Here is a 24,831-nt window from a genome sequence, read left to right as displayed (position 1 = left end):
GTTGATGTATCTAATAAAACAGGCGAATAGAGAAAGATATCACTAATCCTCCCGGGATATATTATTTTCAGAAATGAAAAACATATTTTTTAAAGGATTTATCAGCGCTTTTGTCCAATAGAGAACGAAGACTTTTTTTAAAATGAGAATAAAACCTTTAAAAGAACTGGGCTTTTGGATATAAAGATCTGCTCCTTTATTCAAAGTATCTTCTATATCTTTAGGACTATTAGACGTCGATAACATAACTGCAGGAATGTCTTTAAGTTCTTTATCGTTCTTTATTTCTGCCAGCGCCTCTTTACCGCCTTTAACAGGCATGTTGATATCTATAAAAATAATATCAGGTTTCGTTTCGGAATCATCCTTCAAGGTATTAACCAGTTCTTCGCCGTTTCCAACCGTAATTATTTCAGCGGGAACATTTGTTGCATCTACTGCATCCATAAATAATTCCTGATCATCATTATCATCCTCAGCCAATATAATTTTTAATGGCTCATCTTCTTTTAAGTCTTTATTATTTACGGATGAATTTTCAGAACTTATCATATAGAAATTGTTTTTTACAATCCAAAAGTACGCATAAATATGTAATAATATTTCATTGAATTAATTATCTTAAAATCAACATCATGACCTAATATTTAAGAAGCAAATCTTTGCCTGATTCATTTGATTTTGCAAGTAACGAAATAACTTTAAAATTGTACTTTTAGATGCCCTGCTTTAAAACGGTTTAACATTTTGTATCTCCCGTATTTCAATGCAAACACCACTATGTCAAGTTTGCTTTTTATTTATATGATTTAAAAATATCTTTGTTAATGATATTTATTTTAGCCATGCATTGTTTTGCATCCAGCCAAATAGCGGCTCCATCCATCCCGGATGCCTGAAAATGAAACCATGATCACCTTTGGGATAAATATGCATTTCAACCGGAATTTTATATTTTCTCAACTTTTCAAAATAAATAATACTGTTATCTACATCTACAGTCTTATCATCAGCAGTATGTGTTATATATGCCGGTGGCGTATTCGGCTGAACCTGCAGCTCGTTCGAAAACAAATCGACATCTTCATTATTCGGATTTTTTCCCAATAAATTATCCCTTGAGCCAGTATGAGTCAAAGCAGCAGTCATGCTGATGACAGGATATACCAGAATTTGAAAATCAGGGCGAAGACTTGTGATCTCTTTATTATCTATGTAGCTTTTGTCAAAATGAGTTGCTGCCGTAGAGGCAAGATGCCCTCCGGCAGAAAATCCCATGATGCCAATTTTATTTTTGTCTAATCCCCATTTCTCAGCATTATCTCTCACTAATTTCATGGCTTGTTGAACATCCTGAAGCGGACCTGTCTTTTTATCTTTCATGATAGCGTCATTTGGCAGTCTGTATTTAAGCACAAATGCGGCAATCCCTTTTTCAGCCAAAGCTTTGGCAGTACTTACTCCTTCCCCATCATACACAACGACTGAATATCCGCCACCCGGAATGATGATAACCGCTGCTCCTGAAGCTTTTTCTGTATTAGGTCTAAAGTATTCAAGAGTAGGAATTGTTACATCTTTGTACATCCCTGTTCCGGACTCTTTTAAAGCCGATGGTTTTGAGTTAGGTATAGCAGATGAATATAAAATAATTTTTTCCTGAGCCTGAACAGATACAGCTAGTATAAGAAAATGAAATACAAGAATTAATCCTGCCTTGCCTCTGTAACGATAAACTTTATTTGCTCTTTCCATCCGTGAAACTTTATTTGGCAGATTAGCTCTAAAAATCATATTGATTTTTTTATAGCCAAACGTGTCAGATTTGTGCCTTAATTTTATACTCATTTTTGTATTTAATCCAAATTATTTTGCCCAGGCTTCACCTTCTGGTGTACGTCTCCAAGAAAAATAAGAATCTAAAACCTCAAGTGATTTTAAACTCGGAACAGGTCCCGTGTAAGCGCTATTATTGAAATACAGCAACTTGGGATCTGAATTGCTAAAAGCTGGCCAGTTAGGAACATCTTTGCCATTAGGATCACCGTACTTGGCAAAGTTTGTCCAATAGGTTCCCATAAGATTTGAAATCTCTAAATCTGATTTACTTGTTTGAGGGTTTGATTTATCCAGGTTCTCAAAAACATAGGCTACATCTTGTCCATGGTAAGAACCAAAACCATAATACTGTGAATCTTTAGGATGGTCGGGATGCTGGTCGAAATAGTAAAAAAACACTTTTGACTTTCCGGTTTTTGCCTGTAGTCTAGCCCAGGACCATGTCTGCCATCCGAAAGCTGCATCACGCGATAAATCCCGAGCTGTTTTTGGAACCGAATTCTCACCTACAGGATATGCTTTTAAAATGCTTTCGGCAAATTTGCCATAGCGCGTTTCTACACTGCTGATAAATTCCTTTGGGTCTTTGGTTCTTGTAAAACTTGCCCCTTCATCTGAATTGTAGCCAATAAGAATTGGAGTATCATTATATTTTCCCGATTCATATAGCTTATACTGGTCGTCAGGAATTACCCATCGGTCAATAATCGGCCATCCACGTCCTGCAGGTAGTTTATCAGGCTCAATTGACCTTAATTTTTCAATTGAAGCGACACCGGCATTTTTCATATAATCCAATCCTTCGTTTTCAGCAATCTTAAGTGTTTTCAGGTTTTCACCTGGATAAGTAGTAGCCCTTGTAGGTCCAAATGAGCCTCCGCTTTGTGATATTGCTCCATTAAAAAGACCTTTTGCCAAAGGCGAAGCGCATAACATGCTTACAGCAATCCCGCCTGCTGATTCTCCGAAAATTGTGACTTTATTTGGATCACCACCAAAGGCAGCAATGTTCTCTTTTACCCATTGCAAGCCTGCAATCATATCTAGTAAACCATAGTTTCCTGAAACCTTTTTTGGGTTTTCAGCACTCAGTTCCGGATGTGCCAAAAATCCTAATGGCCCCACACGGTAAGCGATACTTACCAGTACTACCCCTTTCTTAGCTAAGTTTTTCCCATTATATGTCGTTTCTGAAGTTGCACCAGCTCCAAACCCACCTCCATAGATCCACACCAAAACCGGAACTTTTTCTTTGGCAGATTTAGCCGGAGTCCAAACGTTGAGGTAGAGACAGTCTTCACTTTTCCCAGATGGGGGATTGCCGCCCTGAAATGGACCAGGTGCAAATTTATTTGTCTGTAATACGCCATCCCATTTTTTTACCGGTTGAGGAGCATGCCATCTAAGGTCTCCAACGGGTGGTTTAGCAAACGGGATTCCTTTAAATACTAATAATCCATCTTCTTCAATTCCTGATAATTTGCCTTGTTTTACCTCTATTTGTGTCGTAAGAGGGACTTTGGCACCATCTGTAAAACCAAGCAATAGCAAAGCGAGAGCACTAAAAAAAATATTTTTCATATCTAAAGGTTATTTGTTACAGTTATAATATTATTTCGCATTGTGGTAAAGAATATATAACAGTAAGATCCCGAAATCTAAATAATTTCAGGATCTGTACTATAGCAATATCTTCAAAAACATGCTGAAGAATTTCAATTATCTTTTACTCAGGCTGGGCATCATTGGCAGCTGTTGCATACAAACCTACCAATGCACCCGTAAAACCTCCTGCTACATTAGTTGAAAGAATATCACCAGAAACCGCTCCTCCTAAGTTTTTAAAATCTGCTCCATCCGTTGCATAACTAAATTCATAGCTATCTCCTGTTGCTTTCACCTGTAAACGAAGCGGTTTTTTTACATCTATTTTAGTGCTTGCAATAATTTTAGATTGTCCTTTTTCTGTTCTTTCTAACAAAATATAAGTATCATTTCCTTTTTTGGTAATGCCAAAAACATAATTAAAACGCTCATTTTGCAGACAGGTAATACCCGCCAAATCCTTTTCAGAAGCTGGTTTATAATCTATTGTGGTGGCAAAAGTGAAATTATTATGCATCTGTCTGTGGAAAAGTGTTGAAGTAGGTTTCATTTCTTTTATATTCACCTGAAAAGGATTAATCTGAAGTCCTTTTTTAGTTATTGAAATAAAATTTTCACGAGGTCCTCTTAATCCAATCCATCTGTAATCTAATTTACTGGAGGTGAAATTTTCTTCAAAAGTGAAATTACCATTAGGAAAAAAGCCATCCTTACCGGTTTTGTTTTCAACACCTTTTGGCATTTTTAATTTTGGCTCCATAGGAACTAATCCGTTCTCAAAAACCGGGAATGTTCCAGACCAGTCAACAGGCAGCATGAAAGTCTCACGACCTGCATTTACTCTGTCTTTATCATTAGGGCGAATCCCTAAAAATACTCCGTAATATTTATTATCCGGTCCTAAAACAAGATCCGCATGACCTGCCCAGTCAACTTTATTTGGTCTGTCTTTTGGAAAATGTCTCTGCGTCAGAATTGGGTTATTTGATGATGGCTTAAAAGGCCCTTTTGGGCTATCACTGATAAAAACAACTTCGCTGTGATTTCCTCCTGTACCGCCTTCAGCACACATCAAATAATAATGACCGTCTTTTTTATATAAATGCGGAGCTTCAATCCAGATTGGTTTTTTAGAAAGATCTACTCCACCATCTACAATGATTTTATCTGTACCAGGAATAACTTTATCATTCACAAGATCATATTCCCATACTTTAATCACACGGTGTCCGTTGTATAATTCTTTTCCTTTATCGGGAGCATCATTATGCACTACATACCCTTTTCCGTCATCATCAAAGAAAATAGAAGGATCGATTCCTTCGAAAGCTAATTTAATAGGGCTTCCCCAACCTTTCATTGGATCTTTTGTTTTCACAATTATGTTTCCAAGACCGCCAGAAAAGGCAGTTACAATCATATAAAAAGTATCGTTATGTGGATTGTAAGTTATTCCGGGTGCGTAAACTCCGGCACTTATGCCCGTATCGTGCGGATTGAATTCATTAACATTATTTAAAACTCCGCCTAAGTCGGTCCAGTTTACTAAATCTTTAGAATGAAAAATAGGCACTCCGGGAAACATTGCAAACGAAGAACATACCATATAGTAATCATCTCCCTTTCTTGTAATTGCCGGGTCAGGATAACATCCCTGAAGAACCGGATTATAAAATTCCCCTTCTTTCAATGGATATTTTTTGTATAACTGGTCCTCTCCCTGATAAACCACTCTAGAAAAAACAGGTGGATTCTTGGCTGTTTTTGGTTTAGGTTTATCCTTATCATCTATGCCTGTAAAGGAAAACAAGCTCATCATTACGACCGAAAGTAAAATTAATGGTTTCTTTTTCATTTCTTATTTATTATTGATTTTATATTTTTTTCTTTGTTTTGTTTTGAATTTTGGAGAGTAATTTTTTAAAATAGACTATTCAAATTTTATCCAGTCTAACTCAACCTGATTCTTATTTTTCGATATAACAGCCAAGTCCTGAATGCCGGATTCAAATTTTAATAGTGGTGATTTTATTTCTGCCCAATTACTTCCTTTTGGAATAGTCACTTCAGCAATTATAGTCTGTTTTTTACCTTTAGAAGCTATTTGAAGTATCCCTCCTTTTTCTGAAGAGGCTTTTACAACTATTGATTTTAATTTCTTTTTCCCAAAATCAACAGCTTTGTATTGAATTGATCCTCCTGATTTATTGAAAGTAGTTTTCCAGCCATTGAAAGTATTCTGGCTATCTAAAAATGAAATCGAAACTCCTTCTTTACTTATTTCAGAATACCTGTCTATTTGAATTATATCAGTTGCTTTGGTAATTCCAACGCCTCGTAAGGTGGGAATAACTTTTTGAATACTTCCATCCGGATTAAAATGCAGGTAATCTGCCCTAATCGATCTGGCTTTATCAAACTCAGGAGAAAAGTCGTTATGATGATAAAATAAATACCATTCTTTTTTAAATTGTATAATCGAATGATGATTTGTCCAGCAACCGGTTGTGGACTCATCCATAATAACACCTGCCACTTTGAATGGTCCCAGCGGATTATCGCCAATTGCATATTCCAGGCGCTCAATTTTGTTTTCGACATGAGGATACGTCAGATAATAAATTCCGTTTCTCTCAAACACATACGGTCCTTCTTTTAAACCCTTTGCAGGGAGATTTTCGAGTATCTTCACCTCAGAATCTAATTCCGTCATGTTTTCCTTTAGTTTAGCTGCAAAAATATTTCCTCCAGACCAGTACAAATAAGCCTGCCCGTCTTTGTCTATAAAAACATTAGGATCGATTCCGCTAACGCTCTTTATGGGTTTGGGTTCTGTGACATAAGGCCCTTCTGGCTTATCGGCAATTGCTACACCTATAGTAAACCCTTTTTTATAATTAATGGTATCTTTTGGAATACTTGGAAAATAGAAATAGTACTTACCGTTTCTTTCGATACAATCAGGAGCCCACATGCTATAACCATCAGGTTTAACCCATGGTACTTTATTTTGCTCAACAATTGTTCCGTGATCTTTCCAATTGGTTAAATCAACTGAAGAAAACACATGGTAATCTTCCATACAAAACCAGTCTTTACGACCTTTCCCTTCGGTTGCCAATATATCGTGAGAAGGAAAAACATAGACCTTGTCACCAAATACCCTTGCAGAAGGATCAGCAGTAAACTGATCCCTGATAAGCGGATTTTGTGCAGTACAAACATTGCTGATTAAAATCAATCCTGTCACTATCGAAGAAAAATATCTAAAATTTATCATGGCTTTTTAATTAAATAACATTAAAAATATTGTGCTTAATTGACTAGCAGCAGGCCTCCATTACAAGGTATTATCAATTCAAGCTGTTGGTTTTTATTCATTTTTACAGTGCTCATCTTTCCGTTTAACTGCATATCGTCACTATACATTTTTAATTCATTTCCAGCCTGAATCATTGGTAATTTTAATTTAATTTTCAATGTTTCTTTTTGAGCATTTAAACCAGCTATATACCATTTAGTTCCTTTACGGCGAGCCAGAATTACATATTTTCCGGGATATCCGTCTAAAAAACGAACCTCATCCCAGGTTGTCGGGACTTCTTTCATAAAATTAATTGCCCAGTCAGGAGCATCAGTTAAATTATTAGGTGCCAAAGCAAAATGCTGCACCCCACTTTGAAATAATACAGCTGTAGCCAGAGCAAAAACATCAGAAGTTATTCTTTTTGAACCTTTATTAGGTATATTCTCACTATTATAGAACTTGTTTAAAGCACTGCCTCCAAAATCCATACTTCCAACAGTATTTCTGATAAAAGTATGTATAGAAGCATTTTTTGCCTCATTATCACAACTTCCCTGACCAAAGTGCAGATTCTCACTAGCGAGGACAGCTTCACTTGACGCATAATTTGGATACATACGTTCCCAGCCTCTAGGCAGTGTGCAGCCATGAAAAATAACCATAATACCAAAATCATTAGCATCTGTCAGAATATCTTCGTAAAGCTTCATAGTCACTTGTTTGTCACCGCCAAAAAAGTCAACTTTGATTCCTTTAACTCCAATGCTTTTCATCCAGGCCATTTCTTTGCGACGAATAATTGTATTGTCCATAATGCCTCTTGGCCCCTGAGGAGCATCGTTCCAATACCCGTTAGAGTTGTACCACAGGTAAAGTCCTACGCCTTTGCTTTCTCCATATTTCGCCAATTCGGCAATTTTATCTTTACCTATTTGCGTATCCCAAAGGGCATCCACTAATATGGTTTCATATCCCATGGCATTACTAAAATCGATGTACTGTTTTTGAACCGGAAACGTGGTGTTGCTATCCATTTTCATAACCCAGCTCCAACTGCCTTTGGTGTATTGGTATTTTTTTGAAGCTTCATATTTCGGCTTGACCAAATCAAACGGAATAGTAGTTTCTACAATTGGCGCCAATGTTTCTCCCACTGTAATTGTTCTCCATGGCGTTTCGCCCGGCAGTGCAATACCCGGTGAAGTTGTGCCATTGCCGTTATTTTCACCTGACATCGGGAAACCTATTGTATATAGACCGTTTTCCTTACCTATAAGCCTGCTTCCGCAATAGTAACTATCTACACCAGTTTCAGAAATTAATACCCAGCCGTTGCCACTTACTTTAAAAAGACAAGGAAATGTATATCCTTCCCCTGTTCCGTTTTTACCTATTGGAGCATCAAGTGTATAAGAAGTTTCATAACTAGGCATCGTTCTGGCAAAACCCACCATTGATTTACTCTGTGGACACAAAAAAGTAGTTGTTCCCTGAGGCAGTAAAAATCCTGAAGCTTCTTCCTGCACTACACATGAGCGTGCTTCTTTTTGCGGATACACTTTATATTTAAAAGCAACATTATTATTGCTTATCCTGAAAATTACATCAATAGCATTTTTGCCTTCTTTGGTAAAAGAAAAAACTGCTTCGTTTGCCACATAATGCACCTTGCTTTGTTTAATATTGGCCAATTCATACGTTTCATCAATTTTATTTTTATTCACGTTTGCTTCTAATAGCAATCCGGAGGTAAAATCGCCAACATTCGTTTTTAAACCAAGCGGTGAATTTTCTAAAAATTGTTTTCCGTTGTAAGCAATACTATAAAAAGCTGTTCCGTTATTTGACGAAACTGATACTTTTAATTTTCCGTCTGGGCTCTCTAGAACCGATTGTCCATTCGAGGCAAAAAAACTGAATAAACAAAGGCATAATATATACTTAAAGTTGATAATGGTTTGATAGTTAATTGGCATTTTATATAATTTATTTTATTGTTAATTAATGATTAGAGACCTGTGAATACATCTAATTGTTTGAACCGTTTTTATTATTTAGAAAACATCCAGTAATCGAAAAACATGATTTTGCTGGAAGCCTTTCCTTTAAATACAAAATAAACATCATGTATACCTGTTACTTTCTTCACGTCTGCGGTAACAACTTGCCATCTGTCATTGCCACCGGTCATTGGGACTTTTATTGTGCCAATCAATTCACCGTCGAGACCATCCAACCTAATTTCCATTGATACAGCGCTATTATGGGTAGTACCAACACGCGCTGTAAATTTTGAAGCACCTTCTTTGCGGAAATCTACATCCTTGATTTTTGTAAAAGCATCGTTTTTCATGACTGTGATAAAAACTCCCACTTCATCATTTTGCATCGCTTTTACATCTTTTGACCAGGCCATGGTTTCTGCTTCTGACTTAACATAAGGATTGACAATTGCTAAACCTTTTTTTATTCCTTCGGTCATATTTAACTGTTTAATAGTGCCATCCGGATTAAAACTCAGTTCTTCTACTGATACTGATCTGTTAAAGCCGCTTCCGCCAGGCAAAGCTCCATTATGATAGAAAAAATAAGTTTTTCCTTTAAAATCAATTACCCCAGGATGGTTGGTAAAACTTCCACCCTGTGTAGGCATTAAGACACCCTGATATTTCCAGGGACCAACAGGACTTTTGCTGGTTGAATAGCCTATATGTTCTGAAATAGGGCCTCCTGCAAAAAACAGGTAATACAATTTGTTTCTTTTGTAAAGCCATGGCCCTTCTTCATAAGTAGTAGGTCTTCGCGGATCTTCTTTTCCTGTTCGTTTTCCAAATGATTCTATAGTATTGGGAAATACTTTTATTTCGTCATTGTATGAAATCATATCTTCGTTCAGCTTCACATAATAACATTCCGGATTACCCCATAACAAATATGCCTGACTATCATCATCAATGAAAACCGTTGGATCGATATCAGCATTACTGTTTTGTATTAATGGTTTTCCTAACGGATCTGTAAAAGGTCCATATGGAGAATTTGCAACCGCGACACCAATACCGTTTTTACCCTGGCGATCAGTTATTGGTACATACATATAAAATTTCCCATTTCGTTCTATGCATTGGGGTGCCCAGGCATTCATTTTGGCCCACCCGAAATTTTTATAGGATAACACAGAACCATGGTCGGTCCAGTTTACCATATCTTCTGTAGTGTAGAGCTTCCAGTCGTTCATAGTAAACCAGGTAGATTCATCCTCGTCATGAGAAGTATATAAATACACTTTTCCGTTATACACCATAGGTGCCGGATCTGCTGTATAATTAGTCTGTATAATTGGATTCTGTGCAAACCCAAACAGCGGAATGATGTAGAGTAAAAATCGAATTTTATTTAAATGCATTTTATTACTTAATTTTATATTGCTTTGTCTGTAAAAAGATTATTCAAATTTCCACCAGTCTAAATTGAACATTTTTTCGTTTCCTTTAAATACAAAAAAAACATTGTGCAAACCCGTTACCTTTTTTACTTTGGATTTAAAAACCTTCCAGGTATCCAGATTCCCTGTATTTTTTATATCGCATGTGCCTATAAGTTCCCCTTCTTTGTTATCTAAGCGAATTTCTATTTTACCCCCCGATACAGAAGCCGCACTTATTTGAAAGCTCTTAGCTGTTTTTTCAAAATTGACTGCCCGAACCTCTACAAAGTCATTGTTATCTATCTGGGTTATGAATACTCCGGTTTTATTATTTTTATCTGATTTTACTCCTTCGCTCCATGCCATAGTTTCAGCTTCAACACGCTTAAAAGGATTAATTGTCCCAACTGCTTCGGGTCCGTTTTCAGACCAGTAAGATAATGTTTTAATAGTTCCGTCTTCATTGTAAATGATTTCGTCCATATCCACTGAACGCCTTTCGTAGAAAGTAGAAGTTTCTCTTTTTATAATGTCATAACTATGTCCAAAAACATATGATTTGCCTTTGTAATCAATGATTCCCGGGTGATTGCCTCTTGTTTTTTCGCTCGCTTCAACAATCATTCCTTTATATTCCCATGGACCTGTCGGAGTTTTACTCATTGCATATCCTATACCCTCAGGGCAGCAGGTAGAGGCATATGACATATAGTAATTTCCTTTGCGTTTATATACCCACGGCCCTTCCTGATAGTTTTTTGGTTTAGTAGGTTCTTTCACAATTTCTCCTGAAGTCGAAATCATATCTTCATTTAATTTTATATAATATACATCAGGATTTCCCCAGTATAAATAAGCCTGCCCATCATCATCAATAAATGGGCTCGGATCGATATCATTCCATAAATGATTGTCTTCAATCAAACGCTTTCCTAATGGATCCTTAAACGGGCCGTAAGGACTATCAGAGACTAATACTCCTATTCCTTGTCCATGCATGGGCGCATACAGATAAAATTTGCCGTTTCTCTCAATACACTGGATTGCCCAGGCTCCATTATCATGCTTTACCCAGCTAAAATCTTTAAGAGAGGCAACCGCACCATGATCTGTCCAGTTCACCATATCAGTTGAAGTATAAAGCTGCCAATCAATCATTTTAAAACCTTTTGCATCGTCCTCATCATGTGATGTATACAAGAAAACTGTGTCTTTGTAAACCATTGGGGCAGGATCTGCTGTGTATTTAGTCTGAATAATAGGCTGCTGCTTAATATTACTTTGGGCAGTTCCGTTTAAAACGGCCATAATAAACATGCAAAGTATTGTAATGTTATTTCTTTTATTCATTGCGTATTATATTTTCCTTTACAATTTAATTGAAACCTCATTCCCGTTATAACTGATAACTTTGTCAATTTGTTCACTTGCCGTATCAGACATTCCTGTTTTTGAAGAAGCTTTTACAACTTTAAACTTTCGTTCTTTTAACATTCCGGAAAAAGATCCTTTTTGCTTACTAACAGTTACTGTTTTTTTCGAATCATTCCACTTAAATGTAATGGTTGCGTACTTTCCTTTTTCATAATTATAATTATCTCCTTCATCTTCATAAAGGGTAAATTCGCCATCAGCTCCTTCGTAAATTCTAATTTCAAGGTCATCCCATTTCTTTTCATTAACATATTGCACTTTAGGTCCTATTGGAATTATGGAACCTGCTTTTACAAATAATGGAATTTTATCTATTGCTGTTTCCTGTTCTATCTCCTGTCCGCCATTGTATTTATTATTTGTCCAGAAGTCATACCAAATGGCACCTGCCGGCAAATAGACTTTTTTTGATTTTTTCTGAGTGAAATCAACAGCCAGTGTTTTAGGTTTATCAGAAGTGTCTTTTTTATCCCAGCCGGTATCTTCATTTGTTTTTACAATTGTCTCCGGAGTATATTGTGCATTGATCACCGGAGCTACCAATATAGACTGACCAAATAAATACTCACTATTCATGTCTTTTACTTTATCATCTTCAAAATCCATCATCAAAGCACGCATCATGCTCGATTGTCCGTTGGTTATTTTCCATGCATTTGAATAAATATAAGGCAATAAAGTATATCGTAAATTGATTGACTTTTCGATAGCATCATAGATTGGTTCTCCTTTTTTTCCAAACTGATATATTTCTCTTGGAACATCCGTACCATGTGAACGCATCATTGGAGTAAATGCCCCAAATTGCAGCCATCTTACATATAGTTCCTGATAAGCAGGATTTTTAGCTCCAGAACCCGCATTCCCCCCTGTTGTAGGCACCTGCAAAAAAACCTCCAATGTCACTATTCCAATACGGAATTCCACATAAAGAAAAGTTTAATCCGGCAGGGATTTGATTGCGCAACATTTCCCAGGACGAATTAACATCACCAGACCACGTATTTGCGCCATAACGCTGCTGACCTGCAAAAGCTGAACGGGTTAGAATAAACACCCTTTTATCTGATGTTACTTCACGCTGATGATCATAAACCCCGCCAACGGCCATTAATGGAAAAGCATTTCTAACCTTTCTGAATGATCCTAAAAATGTTTTATTATCAAAATCTTTTGGTTTAAAGTCTAAATGATCAGGTTCAGTAGAATCCATCCACCAGCCGTCGATTCCAAAAGAAAATAATCCTTTATTCAGGTATTTCCAGTAAATATCTCTTGCTTCGGGATTATAAGGATCATAAACCTGCACTCCTGAAGGAAAGTTCATATCAGGTGGCCATACATCTTTTCCTGACTGTGGCCAGGTTTGAAAATCCATTAACATATTTTTTTCTTTCAGCTCCTGAAACTGAGGTGTTTTGGGTCCAAAAGATGACCAGATTGATATGATCAGGTGTGCATTTAGATTATGGATATCATCAACCATTTGCTGCGGTTTCGAAAATTCAGGATTTAAAAAACTCATACCATTCCAATGATAATTATCGCCCCAATACTGCCAATCCTGAATAATACCATCAAGAGGAACTCCTAAATCACGATACTTTTTTACCACCTCAACCGTTTCATTTTGGCTTTTATACCGCTCGCGGCTTTGCCAGAAACCAAAAGTCCATTTAGGAAACATCGGTACCTGACCTGTCAAGCCACGCATATTAGCAATTACTCCATCAGCATTCCCTCCACCCATAAAATAGTAGTCAACTCCGTCTCCAACTTCTGATTTAAAAGAAGTTTCTTCCGGATTATCGCTAAAATCAGTTGGTGAATAATTATCCCAAAACAGTCCATATCCTTTATCTGACTGAAAAAAAGTGACAAAATCCCAAGTATTATTCTGTACCATATGTACTTTTTGATTTCGTTGGGACATTTTTCCGTTTTGCAGAATTCCAAGACCATAAACAGATTCTTTTTTGTCCAGAATAAAAGATTGCGTTACTGTATACGTTTTACTTCCAGTATCATTAAAATCAGTAAAAACTGTACCTGATTCTTTTTCGTTCAACAATGCTTTTCCTGTATGACTTGCAAATGAAACACTTCCTGTATTACTATTGAGAATAACTTGTAAAGCATCTGTTTTTAATAAAATCTTATCCGCTTTTTTGTCAATGCTAAATCTTGTTTTTTCCGGATTTTTAATTACCGACAAACTTTTTTTCTGAAAATTGTCTTTTTCAGGATATTTGATCACTCTGACAATTTGAGGACTGTAAAACTGAATTTCTACAACTGTTGCATTAATGACTGCTTTTAATCCTAATTGTGTTTTTTGATAAGATTGAGCTTTAGCTGCTAAGCTCATTAAAAATATGGTCAGTAATGTGAAATATACCTTTTTCATAAACAAAAGTTTTTTTAATATTTATAAATTCTTACAATCAGATTAATGATTTGAATTTACTGAATTGAAATTTTTAGTATTTTTAAATCTTTAGCATCTGAACTATTCCCATAAAGAACTTCGTATTCGCCCTGAGCTACATTCATCTGATTGATTTTTGTATCATAGAATTCAAATGAAGATGCCGGCAAATCTATAGTTGCATTCTGCTTTTCACCTGCTTTTAAATTAATTCGTTTAAAAGCTTTTAATGTTTTTAAAGGACCGTCAGTATCATTTACCTTTCTGACATATACCTGAACAATTTCAGTTCCTTCACGCTTACTGATATTTTGTATTGGAAAGCTTAATTGTGTACTTTCAGTTGGTTTTATATTTGTTTTACTCAATTTACCTGCTCCAATATTAAATTTAGAATAGCTTAAACCATAACCAAAATGGAATAAAACATCTGTAGTGTATCTGTAGGTGCGATTCTTCATGGAATAATCTTCAAAATCACCTAGTATGTCTGAATTTTTATAAAATGAAACCGGAAGCTTTCCTGAAGGATTATAATCTCCAAAAAGTACATCGGCAACAGCCTGACCTCCGGATTCTCCCGGATACCATGCCTGCAAAATTGCATCGCAGCTGGAAGTTTCAGGCGTTAAAGCAATAGCAGAACCGGAACAGTTTACAAAAATTACTTTTTTCCCAGCAGCTTTTAATTCTTTCAAACATTTTCTCTGAACAGCCGGAAGTTCAATATTGGTACGGTCACCATCTTTAAAGCCAGGATAAGAAACAGGCATTTCTTCACCTTCAAGCAAAGTCGAAAGTCCGCCAACAAAAACCACGGTATCAATCCCTTTTAATTTTTGGATTAGTTTGCTGAAATCTACATCAAAACCTTTTCCAAAATCGAATTCAAGATTAGCCTGCCAATTGTTTGACTGCGCATACAGAATTTCAATTTTATATTTTTTCCCGGCTTCAACAACAAATGGGATATTGGACGGTACCGTTCTCCAATTGTTATATTTTGAAATTGATTTTCCATTAACCAACAATTCAAAAACTCCGGTAATCCCCGTTTTAAATACAAGTGTATCATTTTGTTTCGCTATATATTCTGCTTCATATTTTGCAGAAAATCCTTCCAGTTTAACCCCTGAAGCAAATTCATGCTGACCTGCAGTTGTCATCTTCATTGGATTTACAATTTGTTGGGATATAACACTCGCTCCTTCTCTGTCTGGATTATTCCAATAAGTAGCTTTCATTCCTTTTTTACCATCAAATGAAAGTTGGTCAAAATAGGTCTGAGTCACTTTATCTTCTACTAAATCACAGGCTTTGTCATAAACGATTTTATCTGCTCCCATTTTAGATTCGATTCCGCTTTTGATCGTAATTGTTCTAACCGGAGTTCCATTATAATTCCCCCATAACATTGGCTCGTTATCAGCATTTGGGCCTATCAATGCAATCTTTCCAGCGACGTTATTTAAAGGAAGAATGTTGTTTTTATTTTGCAAAAGCGTCATTGTTTTCTGAGCCATTTCAAGTGCTAACTGCTGATGTTCTTTATTATTCAGAACCGATGCAGGAATTTTTGTCCACGGTACAATTGCATCATCATCCATTTCCCCCAAATCAAAACGGCCTGTTAAAACACGAAGAAGGCTTTTATCAATATCTGATTCTTTGATTAAATCTTTTGCTACAGCCTTTGGGAGTTCTTTAAAAGGATATTTTTCCCAAACACATTCTACGTCAGTTCCTGCAAGTACAGCTTTAGACGCGGCATGCACTGCATCTGATGAAACTTTATGGGTGGTGTAAAAATCAGTGACTGCTCCACAGTCTGAAACAACTAAATATTTAAACCCCCATTCGTCACGCAAAATACGCTGCAAAAGACGGGTATTGCTGCAACAGGGTTCATCGTCCAGACGCTGATAGGCACACATTACCTGACGTACATCTGCATCCTGTACTAACGATTTGAAGGCAGGCAGATAAGTTTCGTATAATTCGCGTGGATTTACATTATTGAGATTCAGTTCATGTCTGCTCCATTCTGGTCCGGAGTGAACGGCATAGTGTTTTGCACACGCTAAAAGTTTACGGTATTTAGCATCTGCCGGCCCTTGTAATCCTTTAACCACAGAAATTCCCATTCGGGAAGTAAGATAAGGATCTTCTCCATAGGTTTCCTGACCACGGCCCCAACGCGGATCCCTAAAAATATTGACATTAGGAGTCCATACTGAGAGGCTTAAAAAACGTTTATTTTCGTTTCCGTTCTGAATCCACTGATTGTATTTTGCCCTTGCTTCATCTGATACTGCATCAAAAACACGATAAACAAACTGATCGTCAAATGAGGCAGCCATACCAATAGGTTCCGGAAAAACAGTTACATTATCATTATTGGCATAACCATGTAATGCCTCACTCCACCAGTTAAACTTTTTAATGCCAAGTCTCGGAATAGCATCAGACTGATCGCACATCAATACTGCTTTTTCTTCAAGTGTCAATCTTGAAATTAAATCCTTAGCCCTTTGCTCTGAGCTCAGAGAAGGATTCTGAAAAGGATATTGCTGTGCATTTAGGCTGAATATTGAAAATAATGTTATAATGATGAGATTATTGATTTTCATATTTTGGTTTCAGAGAGTTAATAGCTATGTTTTAGAAAAAGCAAGGAAATTAATTTGCCTTTGAAATTTTATCATCAATATTGAAATAATCAAAATCTACAAAACCTCCAGTATTTTTTGTAGCATAATTGAATAGCCCGAATCGGTATCCCATAAAATGCGGAATGGTGTAAGGTAATTTTATTGCATTACCAATGCTGATCCATTTTTTTCCGTCCAGACTGTAAAAAAATCTTCCTGTATCAGCCCTGTCTTTGAAATTACATTCTGCTTTAAAATATATTTTATCCTGATTTAAAGAAACACTTTCAATTTCTTTTGTAATTCCTTTTTCAGCAGCTGTCATTATCATTTTTTTGACACCATTTTCCACTTTTACAGCTACAAAACCGAAATCTTTCTGCAATAATGAAAGTCCGGAAATATCACCCTCTTTCATTTTAGATATATCTATCAGTATAGATGCGGAACATTCGGGGCCAAAAGTTCTTTGAGTTAAAGTATTCTTAGCCTGCAAAAAACTATTATCTATTCTGCCTGTTTTTAACCTTAAATACCCTTTTCTCTCATTTAGGGACCAAAGTGAATTATCAGGATTATGATTCCACTGCCAAACTAACGGCAACTCATTTTTGCCATTTTTTCTTGTAAAATCATCAGAGTTCACAATACCCGGAATAAGGCTTTTATTTGCTGGTAAATCCAAATATTCAGGCACTTTTCCATTTTCTCCCAATACAGGCCAGTCATTTTCCCATTTTACAGGAACCAGATAAGGAATACGGCCAACACCACCGTAATCTCTAAACAAGTAAGAATACCATTTTCCATCAGGCGTATCGATAAGTCCGCCTTGCGCAACGCCTAAATCCTGCAAGCCTATTCTACCTTCCCAAGGACCCGTTATTTTATCTGCCCGATGTATTACTACGGTACGCATCCCTCCTTTTGGCCAGCAAATATTAAACAAATAATATTTGCCTTTAATTTTAAAAAGCTGAGAGCCTTCTGACGGCAGCATTATATTGTCTCCTGCAGGCGCATGTGCATTTTCGATTAAAACTCTTTTTGTTTCTTCTTTAACAGCTAAAAGGTCATTTTGTAATTCTATAATTTGAATTTTTCCTGCACCCCAAACAAGGTAAACCTTACCATCATCATCAAATAAAAGTGAATGGTCATGGTAAGAATTATTTAAAACAATTCTTTTCCAAGGCCCTTTTTCAATATCTTTTGTTGAAAATATATAGGTTTTACCAGTTGTTCCCGAAAAAGTGCTTACATAATAAGTTCCGTTATGATAACGAAGACTGCTTGCCCATGAGCCACGCCCATAATCATTTTTTTCATTATCCAGATTCAGTTTATCACCATCGTTTTCCAGCACTTCATATGCATAACTAACCAGTTTCCAGTTTATCAAATCCTTTGATTTCATAATGGGCACTCCAGGATTCATGTGCATTGTAGTGCTGCTCATGTAATACGTATCTCCTACCCTAATCATAGACAAATCAGGCACATCTGCAAAAATTACCGGATTATGTGCTTTTTTTCCTGTGCGTTTACCAGAGACAGCGTAATAAAACTCAATAATAAGATGTGATATATATTTTTCATAATGATGCTTTTTAGCGTTAAAACGTATCGTAGTATTTTTATTCTTTTTTACTTGCAACTAAATTTAGCACACTACTTTCTAGTTTTTGACAATTCTTAATTGATAAAACCTTGGGCTCTTAGCTCCATTCTTAGCGGTGATTTTAATATTGATTGTCTGAATTTTATCAATATTTAACCTAATCGTTTTGTCATCTACAGAAATTACCTCCGCTGGTTTATCATTAATCAATATCGTGATATTCTCCATTTTCAATTCATCCAGTACACTTATATCCAAAAACTTGCCTAAACTGTTTTTGTTTAGCAACTGATACGAAATGTAAGCACGTGTATCTCTCCAGAATTTGCCATCATCATAACCAGAATTACTTTTCTCACCTTTGTATAAATGATCTACTTCAGGCTGTTGTTCACCACAATTAACTTTATCCACAGTTTTAGCTTCCAGGGCAAGTGCTTCAATTTCCTGCTGTTTTAACAATTGTTGCTTTTCCTTGTAGTCCTCTTTAGAATAGGTTTGAAAGTACATTTGATAACGGGCATCATGAATTTCAAAAAAAGGCTGTAACTCTAAAGAATCTAAACTAAAATGAAGTTTTTCAGTTTCTTTAGCTTTTGCCAGATAAGTGTCCTTTTCACCAACCAAAGCGTAAGCCTGGTCTAATGGAAAATATTTTCCTCTTGTGGCATGCCCCATTCTACTGTCATCTGCAAATAAGCCATCCAAACTTTCTGTAGAGGTCTTCGCTGCTAATACAATTGGTCCGTTGACAAAAGCACTCCAATTTGAACCATCTGGCAGGCTTTCTAAATGTGTAGTAGTTTTGAATGTAACTTTAATTTTATCTCCTGATTTCCATCTTCTGTTAATTGGAATATAACCCGAAGCCTCAGAATTAATTTTTGCTATATCCTGAACCTTTCCGTTTACCAAAATTTCAAAATTTTCAGCCCATTTTGGATGGCGAATATTCAGTACAAAAGTTTTAGATTTTTTAAGTTTTATGATAAGTTCTGTACTATTTTCATAAGGAAATTTCGTGGTTTGCTCTAATTCTACTGCTTTTTCTTTCCAATTTAAAACAGAAGGAATAAAAAGATTTACAAAAATATTATCATTTGAATGACTATAAATTAATTCGCCATATTTAGTATGATTTTCCAATCCGGAACCCACACAGCACCACATACTGGTTTCAGGTTGTGAATATACCCGATAATGATTTGGCCTGATAGGGGTAAAATAAACAAATCCTCCTTTTTCCGGATGCTGACTCGACAGGATATGATTGTATAAGGTGCGTTCATAAAAATCGAGATAACTAACATCATTTTTGTTTAAAAACAAAGCCTTGCTCAGACGCTCCATATTATAGGAATTGCAGGTTTCGGGACCCTGATTGGATTTTATCATACTGCTGAAATCATTTATTGGATTAAAATGTTCTGCAACACTATTTCCTCCAAAGGCAACACTGCGTTTTTGAGTTACATTATCCCAGAAAAACTCTACCCCTTCCTGCCATTCGTTATTACCCGTAAGAGTGGCAATTTTCTCAAAACCTATAACTTTTGGTATCTGGGTATTGGCATGCATACCGGTAAGTTTATCTTCTTTTTTCAATAATGGATTTAAAAAAGCCTTTTGTGATAATTTTTCAGCGGTTTCAAGGTATTTTTTATCTTTTGTAATACTGTATAAATCAGCAAAAGATTCGTTTATGCCTCCATGTTCTGTCTTTAAAATTTTTTCAATCTGTTCATCAGAAAGCGGACGAATTAATTCGATAAACCAATCTCCCAGTTTTATTAAAATATCTTTAGCTTTTTCATTTCCTGTATAATGGTAAGTATCATTTAAACCGGCAAATAGTTTGTGGATATTATAAATAGGAACCCACGTATTATTCAATCCAAAACCACTGCCATCAATATCTCCATTATGAATACGATCCCAAAAAACTTTTCCCTGTGGAATACCGCCAACATACCCATTTCCATTTTTATCCTGACAACGGGCCAGTTCAGAAATCATATAATCTGATCTGTTTTTAAGTTCTATATTTCCTGTAGCTGCATACATCATAGCTAAGGCAGAAAGATAATGCCCTCCGATATGACCATCTAACCCAATGCTTTCCCAGTTGCCATATCGGCTTTCTTTAACAGGGAGGCCTGCGTCGATTAAATATGGTGCCAAAAGTTTATCCGGCTTAAGATCAAAAATATACTTCAAATCGACATCCTGAGCATTTTTAAACGGTCCGTCTTTCAGTCTGATTTCGCTTAGGTCAAATGATTGCATTTGAGCTATAACAGAAGATGTTATAAGCAAAACAAACAGGCAATATAAAATTCTATGTTTCATTTTAAGGTATTACTATAAAAAATTATTTAATAAGAAATGTATATACTTTCCCTTTTATGGTCATCAGGTCGTATAAATAAGAAGCCTTAACATCTAATGCTTTTATATTAGATTCATCAGAAATAATTGGTTTTTGAATTTCATCAAGCTGATAAAAAACATTTGGGTTTACTCCTAATGCATTTTTCAAATTTTTATTATCCTTTAAAGTTATTTCATTTGGAATTCTCAATCTCAAGTTCCCCCCCAGATTAGACTGAATGCTCAGAGCAACTAGTTTTCCCTGTTTCCATTTCATATCTTTTATTTCAAAACCGCCTCTTGCTTTCAGTCCGCTTATTTCACCATATTCACTCAAAGCATCGGGTAAAGCAGGAAGTAAATGAATGGCACCATCTGAACTTTGCATTAACATTTCAGTAATGCCTGATGTGCAGCCAAAATTTCCATCTATTTGAAATGGGGGATGTGCGTCAAAAAGATTGTTATATGTACCTCCTCCTTCATTTACACCAAGTGGAGTTAATTGATTTTGAATTAACTTATAAGCATGATTACCATCCTGCATTTTAGCCCACCAGTTTACTTTCCATCCCATACTCCATCCGGTTGAGACATCTCCTCTTTGCAAAAGCGTATTTTTTGCTGCTGCAAAGAGTTCAGGAGTTTGATATGCCGAAATCTGATTAGAAGGATATAACCCATACAAGTGGGAAATATGTCGGTGATTATCTTTAGGATCATCAACATCATCGAGCCATTCCTGTAATTGATTATGCTTTCCTATCTGCATTGGCGGAAGCATTTTTTGTAACGTTTTAAGACTATCTGCAAATTCTTTGTCCTTTCCTAAAATCTCAGAAGCCTTAATAGCGGTACTGAAAACATCAAACACAATTTGATTATCCATCGTGGATCCGGCTGTAACTGCTGATCCCTGGTGAGCTTTTGGAGCATTTTCAGGCGAATTTCCAGGCACTACTACCAGCCATCCGTTTTTTGGATGTTTTACTAAAAAGTCTGAATAAAAAGCTGCAGCCCCTTTTATTATATCATATGCAGATTCAAGATATTTTTTATCTCCCGTGTATAAATAATGTTCCCAGATATGCTGGCTCAACCATCCGCCTCCTGCATTCCAGACGCCCCAGGTAGCTCCGTCAACGGCACCGTTCGTTCTCCATATATCGGTATTGTGATGAGCAACCCAGCCCCTTGCCCCATACATTACTTTTGCCGTTTCTTTTCCTGTTTCGGCCATTTCTTTTATCATTTTTAAAAGTGGCTGATGCATCTCTGATAAATTCGTTTTTTCAGCAGGCCAGTAATTCATCTCGGTATTAATGTTGATCGTATATTTGCTATCCCAGGCCGGCCTCATACTGTGATTCCAAATCCCTTGTAGGTTTGCCGGCTGGCCTCCGGGCTGTGAAGACGAAATCAATAAATATCGACCATACTGGTAATACAGTGTTACCAATGAAGGATCAAAAACATTCCTAAAATTAGCCAGCCTTTGATCAGTTGGTAATTTCGCTGCATTTGTTGTTCCTAAATCAATGTGAACCCTGTTAAAAAATTTTTGATAACTGGCGATATGAGCTTTTCTCATTTTCTCAAAATCTTTTTTAAACGCTTTGTCTAAGAAAGATTTTGCAAGTTTGCTTTCTGAGCCACTAAGATCATTATAATTAATAAAATTAGTTGCTATTGAAACATAAATCACAACAGAATCTGCTTTGTCAATTTTTATGGAATTCCCTTCAGACTTTATGGTTCCGCCTTCTGTTTTAAATCTGGCCAGTGCGTTAAACCTTACTTTTCCTTCTACACCCTCATGATCACTTGTAGTACCTGAAAGAGAGAGCATATTATTTACATCTGTCTCTATTTTTTGTTTTTTATGCTGAGAAGTAAATCCTGCATTTAAAGATAATTTACCAGGCATGTCTGCTGAAAGTTTAATCACTAAAACTCTATCAGGAAAGGATGTAAAAGCTTCTCTTGTATAAGTGACGCCATTTATTTTATATGTTGTTTTAGTTACTGCTTTTTCAATATCCAGCTCACGGTAATAATCTGTATAATGTTCCTGATCAGAAAAACTGATTTCTAAGTTTCCTACCGGCTGAAACATCTGTCCATGAGATTTTTTCGTGATAATATTCTCATTTATTAACTTTTCTGCTTTTTGATATTCACCCTGAAAAATAAGGTTTCTTATATCATTTAATGCTGCTTTTGCATTTGGATTATCATTCCTGTTAGGGCTTCCGGTCCACACTGTAACCTCATTCAATTGAAAAATTTCTTTTTCTACATTACCATAAACCATGGCTGCCTGAAAACCATTTCCTATCGGAAGTGCATTTTCCCAAAGCTTACCTGATGGGTTATCATACCAAAGCTTTAAGGCACTTTTTTCCTGAGCAAATGATGAGATTACCAGAAAAAAAGAAAATGAATAAGAAATCTTTTCATAATTAATAAGTTACTTCCGTAAAACCGATTTTCAAATATTCTGAATAGAAAATTTTAAAAGTGTTTATATTACACTTATAATAATTACAAATATAACACAAAAGTTAATACAACAATCGGTTGTTTTATTTTTTTTATTTATAATGAAAAAAAATGTAAAATTGTTTTGTATAATATATTTTTTGATGCCAAAAATTAAATAATCCAGAATAGAAGTTTTACCAAATTAAGAATTTATTCTATAATATGTAAATGAATCTACTAACAATTCGTAGATGAATCATTTACTATTAATCACAAAACAAAAAACATGTCGATTAATACAGGACATGTTTTGTTTGTTGCTACATAAAAATTGGAGAGGATTTCTTTTTATTTAAACAGAAAAAATATTATTTGTAAAAAGTAATTGTATCAGTTAAATTTTCTCTGCTGATAAATGCTGTAATATATTCCTTTACTTCATTAGTTGTTTCTAAAGGTGTTGCAAATGAATTGATATGAAATTCATCATCCTGATCCAGAATATGTATTATTTCTGTATAACCTTTAGAAATTAAACTTCCTTTTAATCTAATTATATTCAACTGCTGCTGACCATTTAAATCTTTACGAACCTTTAGTTTTATAGCTTTATCCATAGTAAAATATATTTAAAATAATAGCCTCTTGCATAATCAAATATAACCAATAATTTATATTAAAACAACAATTAGAAATCAACATAAAGCACTATTTATCAACATTTTAATAACATTTTAAAAAAAGATTATTTATTTCTGAATATTTAAAACAAGCTAGATGGCTAAAAAGACACTCATTAACTTTTGAAAAATGAATCTTCAACAAAGATTGTTTTATCAGTCATATCTTCATTAAAAGCATTAAACAAAAAATGCAAATTTAAAATTCTCCGTTTCTAAGCATTTATCTCAGAATCAATTCCTATTATTAATATACCTATCAAAAGCCCTCATATTCAGGCACAGCATCAGATATTAAAGATCCTTCGTTAACAAGAAATATTTTAATTTCAGTTACCCTCCTTTTTATTATAAGTATACTCCATTTTAACTTTAGATAAATAAGTCCCGATGGGGTTTCTCCATTAGTGAGAATGCATTATAAAAAGAAGTATTAGACTGACAGCAGATTGTACATGATTATCCTCTTTTTATCATACACTCTTAATCAAGAATTTTCAACATTTCTTCGGACGTTCTCGTTCTCATTTTTTTTGAGGAATCGCAATTTGCAAAAGATTTTAGTCATTTACTGGAACAAAATCCTGCAAAATAATGATCCATAATAACTTGAACTTTTATATTGCAGGTAAAAGAATAGTTTTTTTTACATAAATTAAAAAAATCATGTAATCAAATTTTATGTATAAAATGATAAAAAAAACCATTTTAATTTTACAAAACCGTAGACTAATTTTATAGATTTGCTGAAAATATCTTAACCTTTACAGGATAATTTCATACAAATCTAAACCATGATTAAAAAATTATTGTTTTACTATATTACTTCTATCTTACCTATAACTTTTAATCATTTTTTAACTGAAAGCTAAATAAAATCATTTTTTATAAAATTATGCCGGGAATTTATTCTTAGGATTATTTCCCTTAAAAAACACTTTGCTTACTGCAAATAATTCAGGTTCATTTTCGAAATATATCACTT

General features: G+C 35.3%; 15 protein-coding genes. All 15 read right to left on the bottom strand.

What is annotated here, in order from left to right; all coding sequences use genetic code 11:
- Positions 1-42: 42 nt before the first annotated feature.
- The 15 genes from P5P89_RS13690 to P5P89_RS13620 all read right to left on the bottom strand — a co-directional run bounded on the left by P5P89_RS13690 (position 43) and on the right by P5P89_RS13620 (position 23,783).
- Positions 43-552 carry a response regulator gene (locus P5P89_RS13690; protein WP_278008836.1) on the bottom strand — a complete coding sequence of 170 codons (510 nt, stop codon included), beginning with the start codon at positions 550-552 and terminating at the stop codon, positions 43-45.
- A 282-nt stretch (positions 553-834) separates the two neighbouring features.
- On the bottom strand, positions 835-1,848 hold the full coding sequence (locus tag P5P89_RS13685) for an alpha/beta hydrolase (protein WP_278008835.1): 1,014 nt from the start codon (positions 1,846-1,848) through the stop codon (positions 835-837).
- A gap of 18 nt (positions 1,849-1,866) precedes the next feature.
- Positions 1,867-3,420, bottom strand: a complete 1,554-nt coding sequence (locus P5P89_RS13680; protein WP_278008834.1) for a carboxylesterase/lipase family protein — start codon at positions 3,418-3,420, stop codon at positions 1,867-1,869.
- 145 nt (positions 3,421-3,565) lie between these two features.
- Positions 3,566-5,299, bottom strand: coding sequence for a glycoside hydrolase family 43 protein (locus tag P5P89_RS13675; RefSeq protein WP_278008833.1), 1,734 nt, complete (start codon positions 5,297-5,299; stop codon positions 3,566-3,568).
- Between the two features lie 75 nt (positions 5,300-5,374).
- Positions 5,375-6,724: a family 43 glycosylhydrolase gene (locus P5P89_RS13670; protein ID WP_278008832.1), complete on the bottom strand. Its 1,350-nt coding sequence runs from the start codon at positions 6,722-6,724 to the stop codon at positions 5,375-5,377.
- Positions 6,725-6,759: 35 nt separating this feature from the next.
- A complete protein-coding gene (locus tag P5P89_RS13665) occupies positions 6,760-8,727 on the bottom strand; it encodes a glycoside hydrolase family 97 protein (protein WP_278008831.1) in 1,968 nt (655 codons plus the stop codon).
- A gap of 74 nt (positions 8,728-8,801) precedes the next feature.
- The gene (locus P5P89_RS13660) at positions 8,802-10,157 is read right to left on the bottom strand and encodes a glycoside hydrolase family 43 protein (RefSeq protein WP_278008830.1); all 1,356 of its coding nucleotides are present in this window, start codon (positions 10,155-10,157) and stop codon (positions 8,802-8,804) included.
- A 39-nt stretch (positions 10,158-10,196) separates the two neighbouring features.
- A complete protein-coding gene (locus tag P5P89_RS13655; protein WP_278008829.1) occupies positions 10,197-11,528 on the bottom strand; it encodes a glycoside hydrolase family 43 protein in 1,332 nt (443 codons plus the stop codon).
- An 18-nt stretch (positions 11,529-11,546) separates the two neighbouring features.
- The gene (locus P5P89_RS13650; RefSeq protein ID WP_278008828.1) at positions 11,547-12,539 is read right to left on the bottom strand and encodes a glycoside hydrolase family 31 protein; all 993 of its coding nucleotides are present in this window, start codon (positions 12,537-12,539) and stop codon (positions 11,547-11,549) included.
- The gene (locus tag P5P89_RS13645; RefSeq protein WP_278008827.1) at positions 12,457-14,019 is read right to left on the bottom strand and encodes a TIM-barrel domain-containing protein; all 1,563 of its coding nucleotides are present in this window, start codon (positions 14,017-14,019) and stop codon (positions 12,457-12,459) included. Before P5P89_RS13645 ends, P5P89_RS13650 begins: the two co-directional genes overlap by 83 nt.
- Positions 14,020-14,075: 56 nt before the next feature.
- The gene (gene xyl3A / locus P5P89_RS13640) at positions 14,076-16,670 is read right to left on the bottom strand and encodes a xylan 1,4-beta-xylosidase (RefSeq protein WP_278008825.1); all 2,595 of its coding nucleotides are present in this window, start codon (positions 16,668-16,670) and stop codon (positions 14,076-14,078) included.
- 49 nt (positions 16,671-16,719) lie between these two features.
- The gene (locus P5P89_RS13635; protein ID WP_278008824.1) at positions 16,720-18,348 is read right to left on the bottom strand and encodes a glycoside hydrolase family 43 protein; all 1,629 of its coding nucleotides are present in this window, start codon (positions 18,346-18,348) and stop codon (positions 16,720-16,722) included.
- Positions 18,349-18,369: 21 nt separating this feature from the next.
- Positions 18,370-20,661, bottom strand: a complete 2,292-nt coding sequence (locus P5P89_RS13630; RefSeq protein WP_278008822.1) for a glycoside hydrolase family 127 protein — start codon at positions 20,659-20,661, stop codon at positions 18,370-18,372.
- Positions 20,662-20,683: 22 nt separating this feature from the next.
- Entirely contained in the window at positions 20,684-23,104 is a 2,421-nt protein-coding gene (locus P5P89_RS13625; protein ID WP_278012019.1) for a glycoside hydrolase family 95 protein, read from the bottom strand.
- Between the two features lie 430 nt (positions 23,105-23,534).
- Complete coding sequence (locus P5P89_RS13620) at positions 23,535-23,783, bottom strand: hypothetical protein (protein ID WP_223678752.1); 249 nt, start codon at positions 23,781-23,783, stop codon at positions 23,535-23,537.
- Positions 23,784-24,831 lie beyond the last annotated feature (1,048 nt).

This window comes from Flavobacterium gyeonganense, from assembly GCF_029625295.1.
Taxonomy (GTDB): Bacteria; Bacteroidota; Bacteroidia; order Flavobacteriales; family Flavobacteriaceae; genus Flavobacterium; species Flavobacterium gyeonganense.
This window is presented reverse-complemented; position numbering and strand designations above follow the sequence as displayed.